Genomic DNA, 17353 nt, shown 5'->3' on the forward strand with positions numbered 1-17353 from the left:
TTTGCACATTTGCACATCAATAATGCCTTCCATATTTTTTTTCCTAATTTTATACCAAACACTAATGCGTGCGTTATGTTGAAATAATATAATTTTTATTATGAAGTTATTTTACACTGAAAGCACCGCGAGGACAATTACTCCATGAGCAAAGTATTTACAATAACCGAGGGTTTGGAGAATATGGGCGCTTTACGAACGGGCGGCCAGGGCTCAGTTTACAAAGGCAGACGCTACGGCCCCATCATTACCGCGGTAAAGCTGTTACCAACCCCCATCCATACCGAAAGCACCGACGATAAGAATTTTCGTAATTTTCAAAATGAAGTTGAAAAGTTAAAAAAGGTAAACGAAGAACCTAACCCCAACGTAGTTAAGATCCTGAATTCGGGCATTACGGAAAGCGGTTCATTCCCATTTATCGAAATGGAATTTATTGATGGCCCCGATCTGGAGGACCTGCTAAAGCCACCGCACGAACCCATCTTTACCATCAAAGAGATCATCAAACTGGCTGATCAGCTGGCTAATGCGCTTTCTCACTGCCATAAAGTTTCCGTAAAGCATGGCGATATCAAAAGCAATAACGTTAAGTTCAATATCCACACGGGCAATTATGTACTGTTGGATTTTGGTCTTTCGGCTATGTCTGATGATCAGCGCCGTACCAGTATCCGGCACGCGGGAGCTATTGAATTTATGGCGCCTGAGCAAAACGAAGGACTGATGTATTTTCAGACCGATGTGTACAGCTATGGCGTTATTTTGTATGAGCTGATAGCAGGCCAGGTACCATTCCCGCTGCGCGATAATGGTGAAACCGCGCGTAATGCCGTGATGCTGGCCCACATGGAATCTCCGGTGCCCGATGTGATGGAACTGCGCAAAAACAATCTGCCGGAAAGCTGGCCAGATAAGAAGAAAGAACACGAAATGCTGGTACCGGGCTGGCTGCTGCAGATAGTGGCCAAATGCCTTAAAAAAGATCCGGAGGATAGGTTTGCTAATGGTATTGAGCTGCAGGAAACCCTGATGCACAGCAGTATATCGGCAGTGAGTAATAATCAGGTAGATGACAGTTGGAACTCATCGGTATTGCTTAAAGAGAACGAGCGTTTGCAGGGCTTACTTTTATATTACCAGGAAGCCGAAAATAGTAAAATGGTTCAGCCTGTAATCACCGGAGAGGTTGAAAAACCTGTAGACGATGGAAAACAGGTGCGCATGTCGAAACCAATTTTTGTGTTTTTTATGATCATGCTTTGCGGTTTTACTGTGTTTTCGGCAGCGGTATTAAGCAAATATGGCGACAGGATATATCATGGTGTTTATAACCGGCTTTTTAAGTCGAAAAAGCCGGTGGATTCCGCTAAGAACGTTATACTTCCGCAACAAAAAAAGGAACCTGAGAAACAACAGCAGGACACTACCCCAACTAATGATGAGTCGGGTATACCGCCAGAAGTTGATTCGCAAACCGATTCTATACTCAAGGGTATGAAATATAAAAAAACAAATACACAGGAACCCCAGTTTTATCGCGACAGCGCCAAAACCAAGGATACCTCTAATTTGAATTTTTAGCTTTGAATGGATCAAGGATTAAGGGATTAAAGATCAAGGATTATAATTTGGGTTTTAGAGTTTAGTATTTAGAACTTAGAGTTTAGAACTTAGTATTTAGAATTTAATAAAGAATGGAATCAAAATCAACATTCTGGCAAAAAATAGGGCTGCAGGATTGGTTTTTGCCGAACGGGAAACCAGCCAATGCCGAGGCCGCTACTATAAAAGCGCTTACCCCCGATGATGTTTATTTATACATCATCGAAAAATTTAAGGAATCTATAGGTCAGCTTTCATTTGCCGATAGGGTGGTGTTTTACCACGAATTTATCATCAGCTTTAACGAAGAAGACTACCAGGAATTTATCAATAACCGCTCCGGCCTTTTTGGTATCATCGTTAATGAATCGGTAAAGAAGTTTTATGAGGTACTACGTGAATACCAGGAAGTTGGCAAAAAGGTAGAGCCTTCCAGTTCCAAATGGGTATTCCGATTGGTTTCGCACCCAGATTATGCCAAAGGTGATAAAGGTTTTATTGGCAAGCTGTTGCCTGGCAGTGATAAAAAGGAAGAGAACTTACGGGTAACTTTTATCCCCAGGCATACAGGTGTGGCCCAAACGCTGGATATCAGCAACGACATACTCAAAGGCTTTACCTATTACAGTGAGGGCTATTACGAACTGCCTTATGCCTATGATCTGAACCATAAAGAAAAAGAAATTGACCGGCCTGGCGATAAAGTATTAGCCCGCCTGGATACCATTATGCCCGACAAACAGTTTGTGGGACGAAAGGTGGAGTATCTGGTAATGGACGATGATATTGTAGTATCGGGTAATGAAGAAAGCCGTGAGGAACGTGCCATATTTAAAGTACCAAGCGATTGGGTGAATACCCCGCACCTGCGTATACGCCTAAATAAGGCCGATGGTAAATTTTACCTGGCCTCGTTTGGCGAGCTTACACTGATCAACGAACAGGAAGTACTCCGCAGCGATGTAAACGCGCCGCAATGGGTGGATCTGCCTTTCAACTCCAAAATATTACTGAATGGCATTATCGGCATCAACCTATTTAAACCCGAAGCATAATGTCACAAATATTATCATTCGGGCTGTTGGCAATAGGCGTTTTATTATTAATGGCCCATTTTATCGACATCAAAAATTCCAGTAAAAACCATGGCAAATAATTTTTTCGGAATAACAGATATTGGCCGGCAGCGGGATAATAATGAGGATACCTTTATTGCCCAGAGATCCGGTGATGGCAATTTTATTATTGCCTGCGTAATTGATGGCGTAGGGGGTTATGTAGGTGGTGAAGTGGCTGCTGATATAGCACGAGATTGTATCCTGGAGCAGCTCTCCTACATTGCGGGCGATGTGGTGCCGCTGCTGGTAAATACCATAGTTATAGCCAACCAAAAAATATACGACAAAAAGCGAACAGATAAGCAACTGGAAAGCATGGCTTGTGTACTTACGCTGGCCGTGATTGACATTCAGAATAACCAGTTTTATTATGCCCATGTGGGCGATACCCGTCTGTATCTGCTGCGCGATCACACGCTTATTAAGATCTCCAAAGATCATTCGTTCGTGGGCTTTCTGGAAGATTCCGGGCGGTTGACCGAAGAGGCAGCCATGGATCACCCTAAACGTAACGAGATCAACAAGGCACTTGGTTTTAACCCCGAAATATCAAAAGATCCGGATTTTGTGGAGACCGGGCATTCGCCTTTTCTACCCGGCGATACCTTGCTGGTTTGCAGCGATGGTTTAACCGATTTGGTTGATAAAAGCTTGATTACCGGTATCCTGACCAGTGATAGCACTATTGAAGAGAAAGGTAAAAAGCTCATAGATGCCGCCAATAGTAAAGGAGGAAAGGATAATGTTACCGTAGCGCTGGTTCAAAATGATAAAGCTCCGAGGCAGCACAGTGCTACCCGCCCGGCAGCGAAGGTCACAGATGAGATAGTTGACCCACTGGCGCAACCCAAACTGCCCGATGGCCCGGTAACCATACCGGTCAGGAAAAAAAGTAACCGGGGCAGTATGATCATGCTTTTTATATTGCTGGCGCTGGCAGTAGCGGGTTTTTTATGGCAATATTGGCTCAATTATCAACTCAAACAAAAGCCTGTTAAAGTACTTGTTGCACCTGTAAAAGTAAAGAATGCCCAAGAAATTAAACTGCAGGATACTATCAATAAATTAAAAGGAAAAACGCTGGTACTATCCGCTGCTGATTATCCCCAACCCATTATTTTAACTGACAGCCTGCATATTGATGGCGACAGTTTGTACATCAAAGCAAAAGGAAGCATCCTGTTTAAGCGCGACTCCTTATATAACGGCCCCGCGCTCACACTGGCCGCAACCTGTAAATTTATCGTACTGGACAGCGTAGCTTTTGAGGGGTTTAAAACAGCAATCACTACGCATAATGATGCCCTGGTATTAAAGCACGTGGTGTTTAATAATTGTGTTACGCCGGTGCAAACATCCTATAGTTTTCCAGCAAATAAACAGGTTTCGGGCAGGTTGTTTGGCGGAATGTTTCGCATAGACAGTTTGGGAGGAGTTAAGAGTCAAGAACCAGGAATCAAGAAAAAATAATGTGAGATGAAGAATTTTTTTAGTTGTAAAAATATAAACCAAAAATCAAGAAACGTCAGTCAGAAACCTGGATTAAGAATATCGAATAAACTCTTGATTCTTGATTCCTGGTTCTTGACTCTATCTTCTTCGCATAATGGATAAGTCGCCGGGCAGGGGAATGGAGCGGCTATTTTTATTGCTGACGGGCGTTATATTAGTAGCGCTTTTTGGCAAGCTTTATTTTGTACTGCAACAAAAGTTTGTTGATGTAGATAAGCGGCTTCAGGATGGTACCATCGTTAACCTCAATACGCCTAATACCGCCCGTAATGTGGCTGCCTTGCTACATAAAGGTTATTATTTTGATGACCCCAAAGATGTTGACTATATCAAGTCGACCATCGCTTCAAAAGTAAATATTGGTGAGGAGATTGATAATGCAGGCGAGTTGAACAAACGCCGTTACTATGTAAATGCCGATGATGCCTTTGCCAATGGCGGGGAATCATTCAAAAAAAGGGTGCTGGTATCCCGTTCGTTACTGGGTTATACCGGTGATGATTCCATCCGGTTTACACAGGAACGCGTTCATCCGCCGCAATTACCGGCACAAACCGATCTGGGTTTAGGCGAATACAGTATATCCGGAACCATCCATCATAAAGAACAACCCATAGCAGGAGTACTGGTTCGATTAAACATGATACTGCCGCAGGATAGTATCTATAGCGATGAAGAAACCACTTCAAGAGGAGCCACCACGCAAGCATCAGCTGCTTACAAAAAGGCTTATGTGGTCAATACGGATAAAAAGCGCCAGCTACAATCATTAACCGCCTTTGCCCGTACCGATGCTGAAGGGCATTACGCGTTTAAAAACTTGCCCACAGGCAAAGCTTTTGAGGTACTGCCACTGCAGCCGGGTTTTGAATTTGGCCGCTCGCAGGGTGTAGTAGAGTTGAATAAAGATAAAACACTCAATTTCATACAGGCACCGCATACGATAAAACTATTATCCACCCGCGATTTTAATATCCTGAAAAAAGAAGGTGCATTCATCGTTCGTACCCATGAGGAATTTAATGAATGGTACTGGATCATTGTAGGAAGTTTTCTTGCCGGGTTCCTGATCGTACATTTGTTACTCAGCAGTCGTTACCCGCAAGCCGATCAGTTGATATTGCCGCTGGTCATGCTGCTTACAGGTATTTCTATACTCACGCTTTTGAGTTTACAAGACCCTTTACGTGACCGCTTTTTAGCTAAAGATACTTTAATGTATTTAGGTATCGGTGTGGGTGGTATCTGCATTATGCAGTTCTTCAACCTGCGCCGTTTTAATGCCGATTCTACTTTATATAGATTACTGTTTTTTAAAGGCGCCCGCAGCGCGGCCAACGGCTGGCCCTGGGCTTTGGTGGCTATGGCCTTATTATTCGGTACTATTTTATTTGGTACCGGGCCCGAAGGCAGCGGGGTAAAAGTGAACTTATTGGGAGTACAACCCAGCGAGATCGTAAAATACCTGATCATGATATTCCTTGCAGGCTTTTTTGCTGCTAATGAGAAGTTTATCAGTCAGTACGCCAGTTGGGGTAAGCGCTGGTCGTTTTTCTCCTTCGCGCTCATCGCCACAGTGATTACCTTGCTGTTGTTTTTGGTGCTGGGCGATTTAGGTCCGGCAATGGTGATCTGTTTTACCTTTATTATCCTGTTCTCTTTTTCGCGCGGCGATTTTATGCACATGGCCGCTTATGTGATATTGTTTGTACTGGCCACCTGGTTTTTTGATAATGTTTGGATCAGCGCAGCCATTACCTTTGGCGTATGGGGTATTGTAGCATTCCTGAAGCCCCGTCTGCTCAGCGAATCGGCCTTTATGGCTTTGATCGTGATCACCGCGTTTTTAACTATCGATAAAATCCCTGGTTTGGATAAGATCATCCCCGGCCCGGTAGAACGTTTGGTTGAACGTAAAGCCATCTGGCAGGATCCCTGGAACAATGAAGTGTATGGCGGCGACCAGGTAGCTAACGGACTTTGGGCCATGGCCAGCGGTGGCTTAAGCGGTACAGGCGTGGGGCAGGGTTTTGCTAAAACCATCCCCGAGGCGCATACCGATATGATTTTGCCATCCATCGGCGAGGAATTTGGTTGGGCGGGCATGGCAGCCATATTCATCTTGTTTTTGCTTTATCTGCATCGCTCCATCATTATAGGCCGACAAACAGGTACGCCGCTGTTGTTTTATCTCAGCGCGGGTATCGGTGTTTGTAGCTTTGTGCAGTTTATACTCATTGCAGGTGGGTCCATCGGGGCGTTGCCCTTATCCGGCGTATCATTGCCGTTCGAAAGTTATGGTGGTTCGTCATTGGTGATCAATATGGTGGCGGCAGGTTTTCTGTTATCCGTATCTTCTGTAAAAGGGACGCAGGTACAAATGAGTTTTATTACCAAGCAGCAGGACAAAAACCTGGTGCCTGCATTGGCTGCCGCATTGGCCGCTGTAGTATTGCTTACTGTAAATGTATCGCGCTATAGCGCCGATAATAAACATTGGGTGGTAAAACCGGCACTGGTTGCCGATAAAAGTGGTTTGCGGATGTTTAGCTATAATCCGCGTATCGCTATATTGATGAATAAGCTGCAGGCAGGTTCATTGCTCGATCGTAACGGGCTGATCCTGGCTACCAGCAAACCGGAACTCATAGAGAAGCAAAAAGAAAAACTGGCTGCTACCGGCATCATGCATTATGACCTGGATTCGGCTATGCATAAGCGTTTGGAGCGGTATTATCCATTTGAAGAGAACATGTTTTTCTGGACGGGCGACGAAAATACCGGCGTATTTAACGGCAGCACCAACGGCTACTTTGCCGAGTATGAACACGCAGCCGAATTGCGTGGGTTTAAAATGCCGATAACCAGTTATAATGTAAAAGCATCCCGTTATCAGGAGGACCGCTTTTTACCCCGTGGCATGAAAGAGATGACGGTGAGCAAACGTGATTACAGCGCATTAGCGCCATTGCTGTTAGCCGACATTAACGGCCCGGAGATAGCCGCCTTTAAGAATAAAAACCGTGATGTACAATTGACGGTAGATGCCGAATTACAAACCGGTATACAACAAGCCATAGCGGCCGATACATCCTTACAAGACAATCGCGTATCCGTAGTAATTATGGAGGCCAATACTGGCGATGTGCTGACTTCTGCGGTGTATCCATTACCTCCCGTGCATAATTGGGATCAGCTCACCATGCCACAGGCCGATCAGAATAAACTGGCTACCTGGATGACCACTACCGACCTGGGCTTTACCTATGCTTCGCAGCCTGGATCAACAGCAAAGGTGCTCACGGCCATGTCTGCATTTAATAAGCTGGGTATTGGCGCTGCCGATGTGGTGTACCACGTGAGTACCGAAGAACGCATCCGTACCAAAGGCATCGAACCCGATGAAACCGGGATGATCACCATGGCAAGGGCCATTGCAAAATCAAACAACGTGTATTTTATCAAACTGGCCAATCAGCAGCATCTGGAAGAGTACATGGGTAACTTGTATTTAAAAACGGGTATGTTTTTGCATGGTGTAGGCGGCTACTATTATAACAAACCGCCAGAAAATGCCGATCAGGAAGAAAAATGGCGTAACCTGTGGCGTAAAACCGAGTTTAATACCAAACCACGGTACGATCCTAACAATATCCATAAAACCAGGGCAAAAGGTATCTCGGGTATGGCCTGGGGACAAGGTGAACTGATCGCGACCCCGGCTGCTGTAGCCAGACTTATATCCGGCGTAGCTAATGAGGGGATGCTGCATCCTAATCGCTTTGTACTCAAGATCAACGATACGGCAATTGCGGTAAAGCCAGCCTTTAAACTGGCTGAAAAACCGGAATATGCGGCTTTGCTGAAACAATACATGATAGCGCAAAGTGCACCAAAAGTACCTATATTGCATATAGCGGTGGCTGGTAAAAGCGGTACGCCCGAGCGGATTGTAAAAAACAAAAGTGTGAACGATGGCTGGTATGTATTTTTCGCCCCCGAAGCCAAAGGCACCGGGAACATGGTGGTTTGTATTCGCATCGAATCCACCCGTGGCTCGTCAGACGCGGTGCGGCTGGCCGGAAATCACATCATCCCGCTGTTATTGAAAAAGGGTTATATGAAAAGCTTCGATCCCGAAAAAGTGGTAGTTCATGAAAAAGCAGAAGCTCCCGAGGAAATAAATTTTCCTACGGATACCACGCAATAGAGATTTTTGGAACAAGGATTTATAGAGCAAGGATTTTTTTAGAACAAAGAACAAGGATTTTTGGAATAAGGATTTTAGAGTGAGGGAATAGAGATAATATCAAGTTAATTTTGAAATATTGTTTTTAATCCCCAAATCCTTGCTCCAAAAATCCTTGTTCCAAAAATAAAACACATGTCATTTAAATTATTCAGAAATAAGGGCGAGAAGCCAGACTGGGATGTAAAAAGCCTGCGCGATGCCCTTTTGCGCTTTATTAAAGAAGCATTACAAAAGATAGAAGGCGGTGAAGGTGGTCATATTAAGGAATTGCTGCTTTATATAGCTGCCAATCCCGAAGATAAACATCTGTATGAAGGTGCGGTTTATGTACACGATAAAGAAAAGTTTAGGAACGAGGTACAAAAAATAGCAGATGACTACGCGCTTGACTTACCATCCGACTGGACAATGGAGGTAGAATTTGTTGATGAGCTACCACCTGAAGCAAGCCCAATCCCTGACCTGGATGCAGCATTCCTGATGCACACCCGCAGACAAGTATTGCACAATGCCTCATCAGCTGTAGCCTATATCCGGATATTGAATGGGGAAGCCGAGCAGGAGGAGTATATCATAAAAGCTACCGACGATAAAATAAACATTGGCCGCGATAAAAAAGCGGTTACTGACAACGGATCGTTCCGTTTAAATAAATTGGTTTTTCCGGCTGATAGCAAAGATGAAAGTAATAAATTCATCAGCCGCCAACATGCGCATATTGAGTGGAATAAAGACGCAGAGTGCTTTATGATATTTGCTGATGAAGGTGGCGTACCACCACGCAACAAAACCAAGATCCATATTGCTGCCGATGGCAAGATGATCAAGCTGAACTCCACGCAGATCGGTCACCCCATGAGCGAAGGCGACCAGGTGATCCTGGGTGAATCGGCGGTATTTTTGTTTAGTACTAAGGCGGAAGGGTAAAATATGCCCAGGAACGCGGTGTAGACTCACCCGGTCATCACTTCGTTCGACCACCTCTCTTCGGCTTCACCGGAAAGAGGGTAAAGAAAAAAGAAAGAAACCCCCTCTATACGCGAAGCGCAGCGATGTCGGGGTGAGTCCTCTTTTATCTTTATTCCTTGTTCCCCAAAATCCTTACTCTCAAATCCTCCTCACATTTCTTATCCTACATCAAGTGTAAACCGTGTTTTGCGGGGTAACTTTGAATCATCAATTAAAACAATTACTAATATTTGATCACGAAAGGACAACAATGGAAAATACAATAAACGGCATCCACCACATTACTGCTATTGCAGGTAACGCCAAAAAGAACTACGATTTTTATACCCGTGTTTTGGGTTTAAGGCTGGTTAAAAAAACGGTGAATTTTGATGACCCGCAAACCTACCACCTCTATTATGGCGATAAATTGGGTACCCCCGGCACTATCCTTACCTTTTTTCCCTGGGAAGGTATTACCGCCGGCAGAAGAGGCGCACGCCAGGCTACCGAAGTTGGCTACAGCGTACCCGAAGGCAGTTTGGATTTTTGGTTAAAGAGGTTGGAGGCTAATAATGTACTGTATAACAAACCAGCCGAAAAATTTGGCGAGCAATACCTTACCTTATTGGATCCCGACGGCTTAAAGCTGGAACTGATTGTGCCTAAAACAGCTGATAACAGGCTACCCTGGGAAACGACAGAGGTGAAAGCCGAAAATGCTACCCGTGGTTTCCACAACATTACTATTACAACCAATAAAATGGATGCTACCGCTAAAATATTAACCGATGTTTTTGGTTACAAATTGTTGGAGCAGCATGTAAACCGCTTTAGGTTTGTGACCGATGCGGTAGATAACGCCGCCATAGTTGACCTGGTTGAAGTAGCCGGAGAGGTAGCAGGCCATGTAGCAGGTGGCTCCGTACACCACGTAGCGTTTCGGGTTAAAAACGAGGAGATATTGATGCAATACCGCGAAAAGATAGCGGCGCTGGGGTTACACATCACTGATAAGATTGACAGGAACTACTTTTACTCGCTGTATTTCCGCGAACCGGGTGGTGTATTGTTTGAACTGGCTACTGATAATCCAGGTTTTTCTGTCGATGAACCGGTTGATCAATTAGGCAGTGGTTTAAAACTACCTGCACAGTACGAGAATATACGCGAAGATCTGGAAAAATCCTTACCTTCATTAATATAAAATCATGTACACGCATCATAAACAGATAGTTATAGCGGGGACGCCTGCTGATCAGGCTAAAAAAGCCATGATTATGCTGCACGGGCGCGGGGCATCGGCAGTAAGTATCCTTACCTTGAAAGATCACCTGCAACTGGATGGTTATGCCATTGTTGCACCGCAGGCTACCGAGCACAGCTGGTACCCTTATAGCTTTATGGCGCCGGTGAGTAATAATCAACCAGCTTTGGATTCAGCGCTGGAAGTGATCGGTAGTTTGGTGGAGGATATCAAGCAGCAGGGTATAGCCCAGGAGAACATTTATTTCCTTGGTTTTTCGCAGGGGGCATGTTTAACGCTGGAGTATGTAACCCGCAATGCCGGTAGATATGGCGGTGTGATAGCTTTTACAGGAGGATTGATAGGTGAAAAGCTGATGAGTGAAAATTATAAAGGTGATTTTGACCAGACCCCTTTATTAATTACCACTGGCGATCCTGATCCGCATGTACCTGTAAGCCGGGTGAATGAAACCGTGAGCCTGCTCAAAAAGCTTAACGCTAATGTTACCCTGAAAATATATAAGGGCCGCCAGCATACAGTCACCACCGAAGAACTGGCTTTAGCTAATGGTATATTATCATAACTATATCTCCAATAAGTAACATAAAAAGGGCAGCTGAAAAGTGGCCCTTTTTATTTGGGATATTTATTTAACTAAATTTTAAATTTAGTTTTTAACACAATCTATCCGAATGAAATCATCTTACCAGAGCATTAAGGTATCTGCGCATTTACATTGCAAGCATTTTGCTGTTATATCTTTTAAAGTACTTAGCAGATCAGGTTTTCCGTAGTTTCAATTGGTTCATTTTTTTCCATTAAGCAGGCACCCTGCACGGTTGCTCCAATAACTACACCTGCCGATAACAGTACCAGGTTTTTGATGATGTACTGGCCTAACAAAGTAGGGACAAAGATATTGACGGTCCAGGTGTCATGCGGAAAAAAGAATAAAGGCAACATGGTTCCCGCCATTTGAAAATAAAGCAATAATAGCGTAAAGCTAAGCCATCGTTTACAAATGAGTCCTAAGCCTATAGTACACTCCCAACAAGCAAGTACAGGTAAAGCCACAATGGGCTTAACCAAACCAAAGGTTAATTTATAAATAGTTTTCCCCGCAATTACTTCGGCGGCACTTAATCCGTGGAAAAATTTGATGGCCCCAAACCAGATAAAAACAATCCCTAAAGAAACCCGCAATATGTTAAGTCCGTTTTTTACCTTCCATTTAACCATCGTACTCTCTGTGGTTATTGCAAAATTAATGAACCTGCGTATCATAAAAGGAAGTTTAGATAGATATGTATTCAGATGTATACCCCAGATACGGAAAAAACACCCACACAGGTTTTCGATTTCAGGAAATAACCTACACCTGTGTTGTTTATAGATATACGGTTTTAATTGAGTATATCTTTTAGTGAAATCAATCTACATGAGCCTGTTTATTTCGCTAATAAATTTGCTTCCTCTGCAATGTGAATTAAGTTAAACTTAAATTTATTTCAATTTAATACAACCAATTCCCTGATATTTTGTTGGACCTATAACTGTTTGTTATACAGGTTATTTAAAGACTGACCAGTCGAATCGATCTTATTATAAAGTATTTGCCGGTTATCATTTAATATGATAAGCTATCAGAACCGGCATTATATATCACCATAAACCAAACCGAAGTATAAACTATGAACAAACACTAACAAAACCTATAGCGCAGTAATGAAGCGCTTATCCTCAAAAAGCGGAGTAAGCAGCACTCCCGAACAGAAAATCAACCTGCTGAGTTCATTAACCGATACATTAACCAAACACAACCAAGGTATGCAATTAAACTTTACGAGTAGGGTATTACATGCGCCCCGGACATCAGCCTCAAAACTATTTTTAATTTTAAAATTAACAGGTTTATTACTCATGGCCGGCTGTTTACAGCTTAGGGCTAAAAATTTCCCAGAAACTCACGCTGAACCCATAACCATAACAGGCCAGGTAAAGGATGCTCAGGGACAGCCCTTGCCGGGTGTTAATGTAAAAATAAAGGGGACAAACATAGGAGCCACCACCGGCGTCGACGGTAAATTTAGTTTACAGGCCGATGATAACGCGGTACTGGTGTTTACGTTTGTGGGCTTTAAATCTAAAGAAGAGCCGGTAAATAAACGCACCACCATTAACATTGTACTGGACGATGATAAAACCCAGTTGAACGAAGTGGTGGTAGTAGGTTACGGTAACCAGGAGCGAAAAGATGTAACAGGTGCCGTAGGAACGGTTAAAATGTCCAACATCAAGGAGATCAAGGCGGCGAGTGTTGATCTGAAACTGGCCGGGCAATTGGCTGGTGTAACTGTAAACCAGGTAACGGGCACCCCGGGTGGTGGGGTTTCTGTTAACATCCGTGGCGCAGGCTCGGTAGGGGCCGGTGACGATCCGCTGTATGTGATCGACGGTTTTCCGATCTCTCCGGGGTTTGACCAGTATTCCAATCCGCTCAGTACCATTAACCCAGATGATATTGAGAACATAAGCGTTCTAAAAGACGCGGCTTCTACAGCCATATATGGTTCACGTGGTGCAAATGGTGTGATACTGATTACCACCAAAAGAGCTAAAAAGGGTGAATCGACGGTTACCGTGAATACATCTACCGGTATTCAAACCATATTGCCAAAAACCAAGCTTAAAATGATGACGGCTTCTCAATTCGCGCAATGGCGTACGGAGGCTATACAGGATGCCAATAAAGTTAATGGTACTGATAACCCTATACCCGATGAGTACAAGAACCCGGCATCACTGGGTAAAGGTACCGATTGGTTTGATGCTGTTACCCGTGTGGCTCCTATGCAAAATTATGATGTTACCGTTGCTAATGGCACAGATAAAGTAAGGTCATTATTTTCATTGGGTTATTTTGATCAGCAGGGTACGGTACTCAATACAGCTTTTAAGAGATATTCTTTAAAGGGTGTTATAGATGCCGAAGTGGCCAAAAACGTAACTGTTGGCCTGAGTATCGCACCCACTTATAGTCTTCGGAATTTACAGGAAACTGATGGTCATTTCCTTTCGGCCGTATTAAGTCAGGCTTACCTGGAAAGCCCTCTGGTACCCGTAAAACAACCCGACGGCTCTTATACCAATGTGGTAGGTTCGCCCGGTACCTTCCAAAATGCCAACCCGGTAAGCGAGTTAATGAACATCAACAATAACCGCAATGAGTTTCGTGCATTGGCTAATACTTATGCGGAATGGCGGATCATACCTGGTTTAACCTTAAGGTCGACATTTGGGGTTGATTATCAAACCAAATCACAGGATTATTTCCGGCCATCATTCCTCGGGGGATTTAATGCGCCAAACCGTGATGGCACGCAGGTAAAGGCAATAGGTTCTGCTACTTCGGTAAATTCGCTTAACTGGCTTAATGAAAACTCAATTAATTATAAAAAAACATGGGGTAACCATACTTTAACCGTACTGGGCGATTATTCCATTCAACAGGAAACAAGTCACAATCGTTTTACTTTCGGAACAGGTTATCCAGATGATGTTGTCCGATCAATTGGGGCTGCAACCATCGTAACCGCACCGGCAGATAACAATGGTGATGAGCAGTGGCGCCTACTTTCGTTAATAGGCAGGGTAAATTATGCTTATAAGGACAAGTACCTATTAAGCGCCTCCATTCGCCGGGATGGTTCATCGCGGTTTGCCGTGGGCCATCAATGGGGTACGTTCCCTTCGGTATCTGGCGGATGGCGCATCTCTGATGAATCATTTTTTCCAAAAACGTCCTTTATTGATCAGGTAAAATTTACGGCCAGTTATGGTCTTGCCGGGAATAATAATGTTGGTAATTACGAATCTATTCCTGCGGTTGACCAAACCAATTATTCATTTGGCGGTGCACTGGTACCTGGAAAGTCTTTAACCGTTTTGGGAAATCAGCTGCTTGGATGGGAAACCACCAAGCAAACAGATATTGGCTTGGATATTTCGCTCATCAAGGGTCGCATTTATTTAATTGCCGAATATTATAACCGCTATACACAACGCATGTTGCAGGGTATCTCTTTACCTATTGCTTCGGGATATGATTACTCCTTAACCAATGTAGGCAATGTACGTAACCGGGGATGGGAGTTTACTTTAACCACCAAAAATATTGTAGGCAGCGGGTTTAACTGGAGTACGGATATGAATATATCTTTTAACCGCAACAAGGTGCTCGATCTGGGTACAACCCAACAAATATATGATGCTCCTGCCAACGATAACCCAACCAATATTACCAAGGTTGGTTTGCCATTGGGGCAGTTTTATGGTTACATATTCCAGGGTATCTTTCAAAACCAGGCAGAGTTGGACAAATATCCACATTTTGATGGACAAGCTGTAGGCACGATCCGATATAAGGATGTAAATGGTGATGGCGTGATTGATGGTGGCGACCAGGTACCTATTGGTAACCCCTGGCCAAAGTTTACTTTCGGCTTTAACAATCATCTGTCATACAAAAATTTTGATATGAACATTATCTCAGCCGGTTCAGTGGGTGGTCATGTGTTTGACATGTACAAGCAATTTACTACTAATCTGGATGGCGTATTTAATGTAGAGCAATCCGTAATGCAGCGTTGGCGTTCTGCCAGCCAACCGGGAGCCGGGCTTTTGCCAACAACGGTATCCAATACCAATTTAGCTCGCGATTATTACCCATCTTACTGGGTTGAAAGCAACTCTTACCTTATGGTCAAGAACATAGATTTGGGATATAATTTCAAAACCAAGTTCAGCAAAAATTTCAGGGTTTATTTCAGCGCGCAGAATGCTATTCTCATTACCGGTTACAAAGGGGGAAACCCCGAAGTGGGCATCGATGGGCAGGATGGTAACAGGTCGCTTTCACCAAATGTGAATTTTACAGGTTACCCTGTTTCTGCTGTATATACAGTGGGTTGTAATGTAACCTTTTAGTTTTTTGGGAGCAAGCATCTTTAGATCTAAGAACACAAAGACCTTAGCCAACGAACTAATGAACCAATAAGCAAATAAACTAACAACCGAAGACATGAAAAAATACATATATCTTTTTTTGATCCTTACCATAGCCAGTGTAATTGGCTGTAAAAAGGATTATCTCGCCCTTCAGCCTACTGATACCGAGAATAAAGCAAATTTTTATAAAACGCCCGCTCAGTTTGCACAGGCTGTTAATGGCGCTTACGCCCCTTTGCTGGGACTATATACAGGTTCATTCTGGGCCATGGGCGAAATGCGGTCAGACAATACATCATATGAGTTTAACCCTAATGATCGTTCCGGTACCAATAAGGAGGAGATAGACGAATTCAGGGAGCTGAACAATAACGATATGGTTGGCTCCTTTTTTAAAGCCAGCTTTACTGCTATTGGCCGGTGCAATATTATTTTAGCACGCTTACCCGCAGCTAAATTACCCGCCGCCGTAGCCGATACCATTGGCGGCCAGGCCAGTTTTTTGCGAGCCTTTAATTATTTTAATTTGGTACGTATGTTTGGCGATGTACCATTGGTGTTAACCGAAGTGCAATCGGTAAATGAAGCATTTAAAGTAGCTACCAAGGCCCATGTTGCCGATATTTATACACAAATAATTGCCGATGCTAATGATGCCATTGCCAAATTACCGCTCAGTTATTCAGGAGATGGGGATAAAGGCAGGGTAACTAAAGGAACTGCCGAAACTTTGTTGGCCGAAGTATATATGACTCAGAAAAAGTTCGATCTGGCCGTACCTTTACTGCATAACATCATTTCCTCTAACGTTTACCAACTGAATGACAACTATGCTGATAACTTTAACCTTGCCAAAGAAAATGGCCCCGAATCGATATTTGAGATCCAGTACATTGAAGGGCCTAATGGCTTAGGCAGTGATTTTATAGATACGTTTGTGCCCTGGGATGTATATGATGATTCTGTAACCGGTTATGAAATAGCCAATGGCGCCCAAAACGGCTGGAATATACCAACCCAGGACCTGCTGGATGCTTATGAGTCTGGTGATAACAGAAAGGCCGCCTCAATTGATACAACTTTTACATCCGATCAGTATGGTATTACCATGCCTTTTATCAAAAAGTACCAGAGTAAAGGTGCAGTTCAGGGTATCACGGGTAATAATTTCCCAGTGTACCGCTATGCTGATGTTTACCTGATGCTGGCCGAATGCCTCAATGAACAAGGCTTTTCAGGAGGTGGTGATGCCTTTAGATATTTAAACCTGGTGAGGGAACGCGCGGGTTTGCCAGATAAAAGTGCAGGTAATACCAAACCCGAACTAAACGTAGCCAGCCAGGAAGATTTTCGCGCGGCGGTAGCCCATGAAAGGCAAATTGAACTGTGTTTTGAAAATCATCGCTGGTTTGATCTATTGCGCACCGGAAAAGCCGTAGCCGTAATGACAGCCCACGGTGCCAGGGAAAAAGAAATTAAAAAGCCGTATTGGAACGTGAATTCAGCTGCGTATACCAACATTCGCCTATTGTTCCAATATCCTTTGAATCAAGCACAATTGGAGCATTAAAAAAGAGTCAAGATATAGAGTCAAGAATCAGGAAGATAAATTGGAGTCAAAATATTTGATACAAGAATCAAGAAAGCACAAATAACAAGTAG

At 43.7% G+C, this 17353-nt stretch carries 10 protein-coding genes; 9 read left to right on the plus strand and 1 reads right to left on the minus strand.

What is annotated here, in order from left to right; translation table 11 throughout:
- The first annotated feature begins 144 nt into the window (after window positions 1-144).
- The 7 genes from ACNURT_RS10295 to ACNURT_RS10325 all read left to right on the plus strand — a co-directional run bounded on the left by ACNURT_RS10295 (window position 145) and on the right by ACNURT_RS10325 (window position 11267).
- Complete coding sequence (locus ACNURT_RS10295) at window positions 145-1584, plus strand: serine/threonine protein kinase (protein ID WP_419701673.1); 1440 nt, start codon at window positions 145-147, stop codon at window positions 1582-1584.
- 113 nt (window positions 1585-1697) lie between these two features.
- Complete coding sequence (locus tag ACNURT_RS10300; protein WP_419701674.1) at window positions 1698-2660, plus strand: hypothetical protein; 963 nt, start codon at window positions 1698-1700, stop codon at window positions 2658-2660.
- A 90-nt stretch (window positions 2661-2750) separates the two neighbouring features.
- Window positions 2751-4193: a PP2C family protein-serine/threonine phosphatase gene (locus tag ACNURT_RS10305; protein WP_419701675.1), complete on the plus strand. Its 1443-nt coding sequence runs from the start codon at window positions 2751-2753 to the stop codon at window positions 4191-4193.
- A gap of 136 nt (window positions 4194-4329) precedes the next feature.
- Window positions 4330-8445 carry an FtsW/RodA/SpoVE family cell cycle protein gene (locus ACNURT_RS10310; protein ID WP_419701676.1) on the plus strand — a complete coding sequence of 1372 codons (4116 nt, stop codon included), beginning with the start codon at window positions 4330-4332 and terminating at the stop codon, window positions 8443-8445.
- A 174-nt stretch (window positions 8446-8619) separates the two neighbouring features.
- Entirely contained in the window at window positions 8620-9414 is a 795-nt protein-coding gene (locus ACNURT_RS10315; protein ID WP_419701677.1) for an FHA domain-containing protein, read from the plus strand.
- A 292-nt stretch (window positions 9415-9706) separates the two neighbouring features.
- Window positions 9707-10642 carry a ring-cleaving dioxygenase gene (locus tag ACNURT_RS10320; protein WP_419701678.1) on the plus strand — a complete coding sequence of 312 codons (936 nt, stop codon included), beginning with the start codon at window positions 9707-9709 and terminating at the stop codon, window positions 10640-10642.
- A gap of 4 nt (window positions 10643-10646) precedes the next feature.
- Entirely contained in the window at window positions 10647-11267 is a 621-nt protein-coding gene (locus ACNURT_RS10325) for an alpha/beta hydrolase (protein WP_419701679.1), read from the plus strand.
- A gap of 188 nt (window positions 11268-11455) precedes the next feature.
- Here the strand turns inward: ACNURT_RS10325 and ACNURT_RS10330 are convergent, their stop codons facing one another.
- Window positions 11456-11968 carry a hypothetical protein gene (locus ACNURT_RS10330; protein ID WP_419701680.1) on the minus strand — a complete coding sequence of 171 codons (513 nt, stop codon included), beginning with the start codon at window positions 11966-11968 and terminating at the stop codon, window positions 11456-11458.
- Window positions 11969-12409: 441 nt separating this feature from the next.
- Here ACNURT_RS10330 and ACNURT_RS10335 point away from each other — a divergent pair, with 441 nt between their 5' ends.
- Together ACNURT_RS10335 and ACNURT_RS10340 are read left to right on the plus strand one after the other, a co-directional pair.
- Window positions 12410-15670, plus strand: a complete 3261-nt coding sequence (locus tag ACNURT_RS10335) for a SusC/RagA family TonB-linked outer membrane protein (protein ID WP_419701681.1) — start codon at window positions 12410-12412, stop codon at window positions 15668-15670.
- A 94-nt stretch (window positions 15671-15764) separates the two neighbouring features.
- Window positions 15765-17261, plus strand: coding sequence for a RagB/SusD family nutrient uptake outer membrane protein (locus tag ACNURT_RS10340; RefSeq protein WP_419701682.1), 1497 nt, complete (start codon window positions 15765-15767; stop codon window positions 17259-17261).
- Window positions 17262-17353 lie beyond the last annotated feature (92 nt).

The sequence above is a fragment of the Mucilaginibacter sp. NFX135 genome (assembly GCF_048565145.1).
Lineage (GTDB): Bacteria > Bacteroidota > Bacteroidia > Sphingobacteriales > Sphingobacteriaceae > Mucilaginibacter.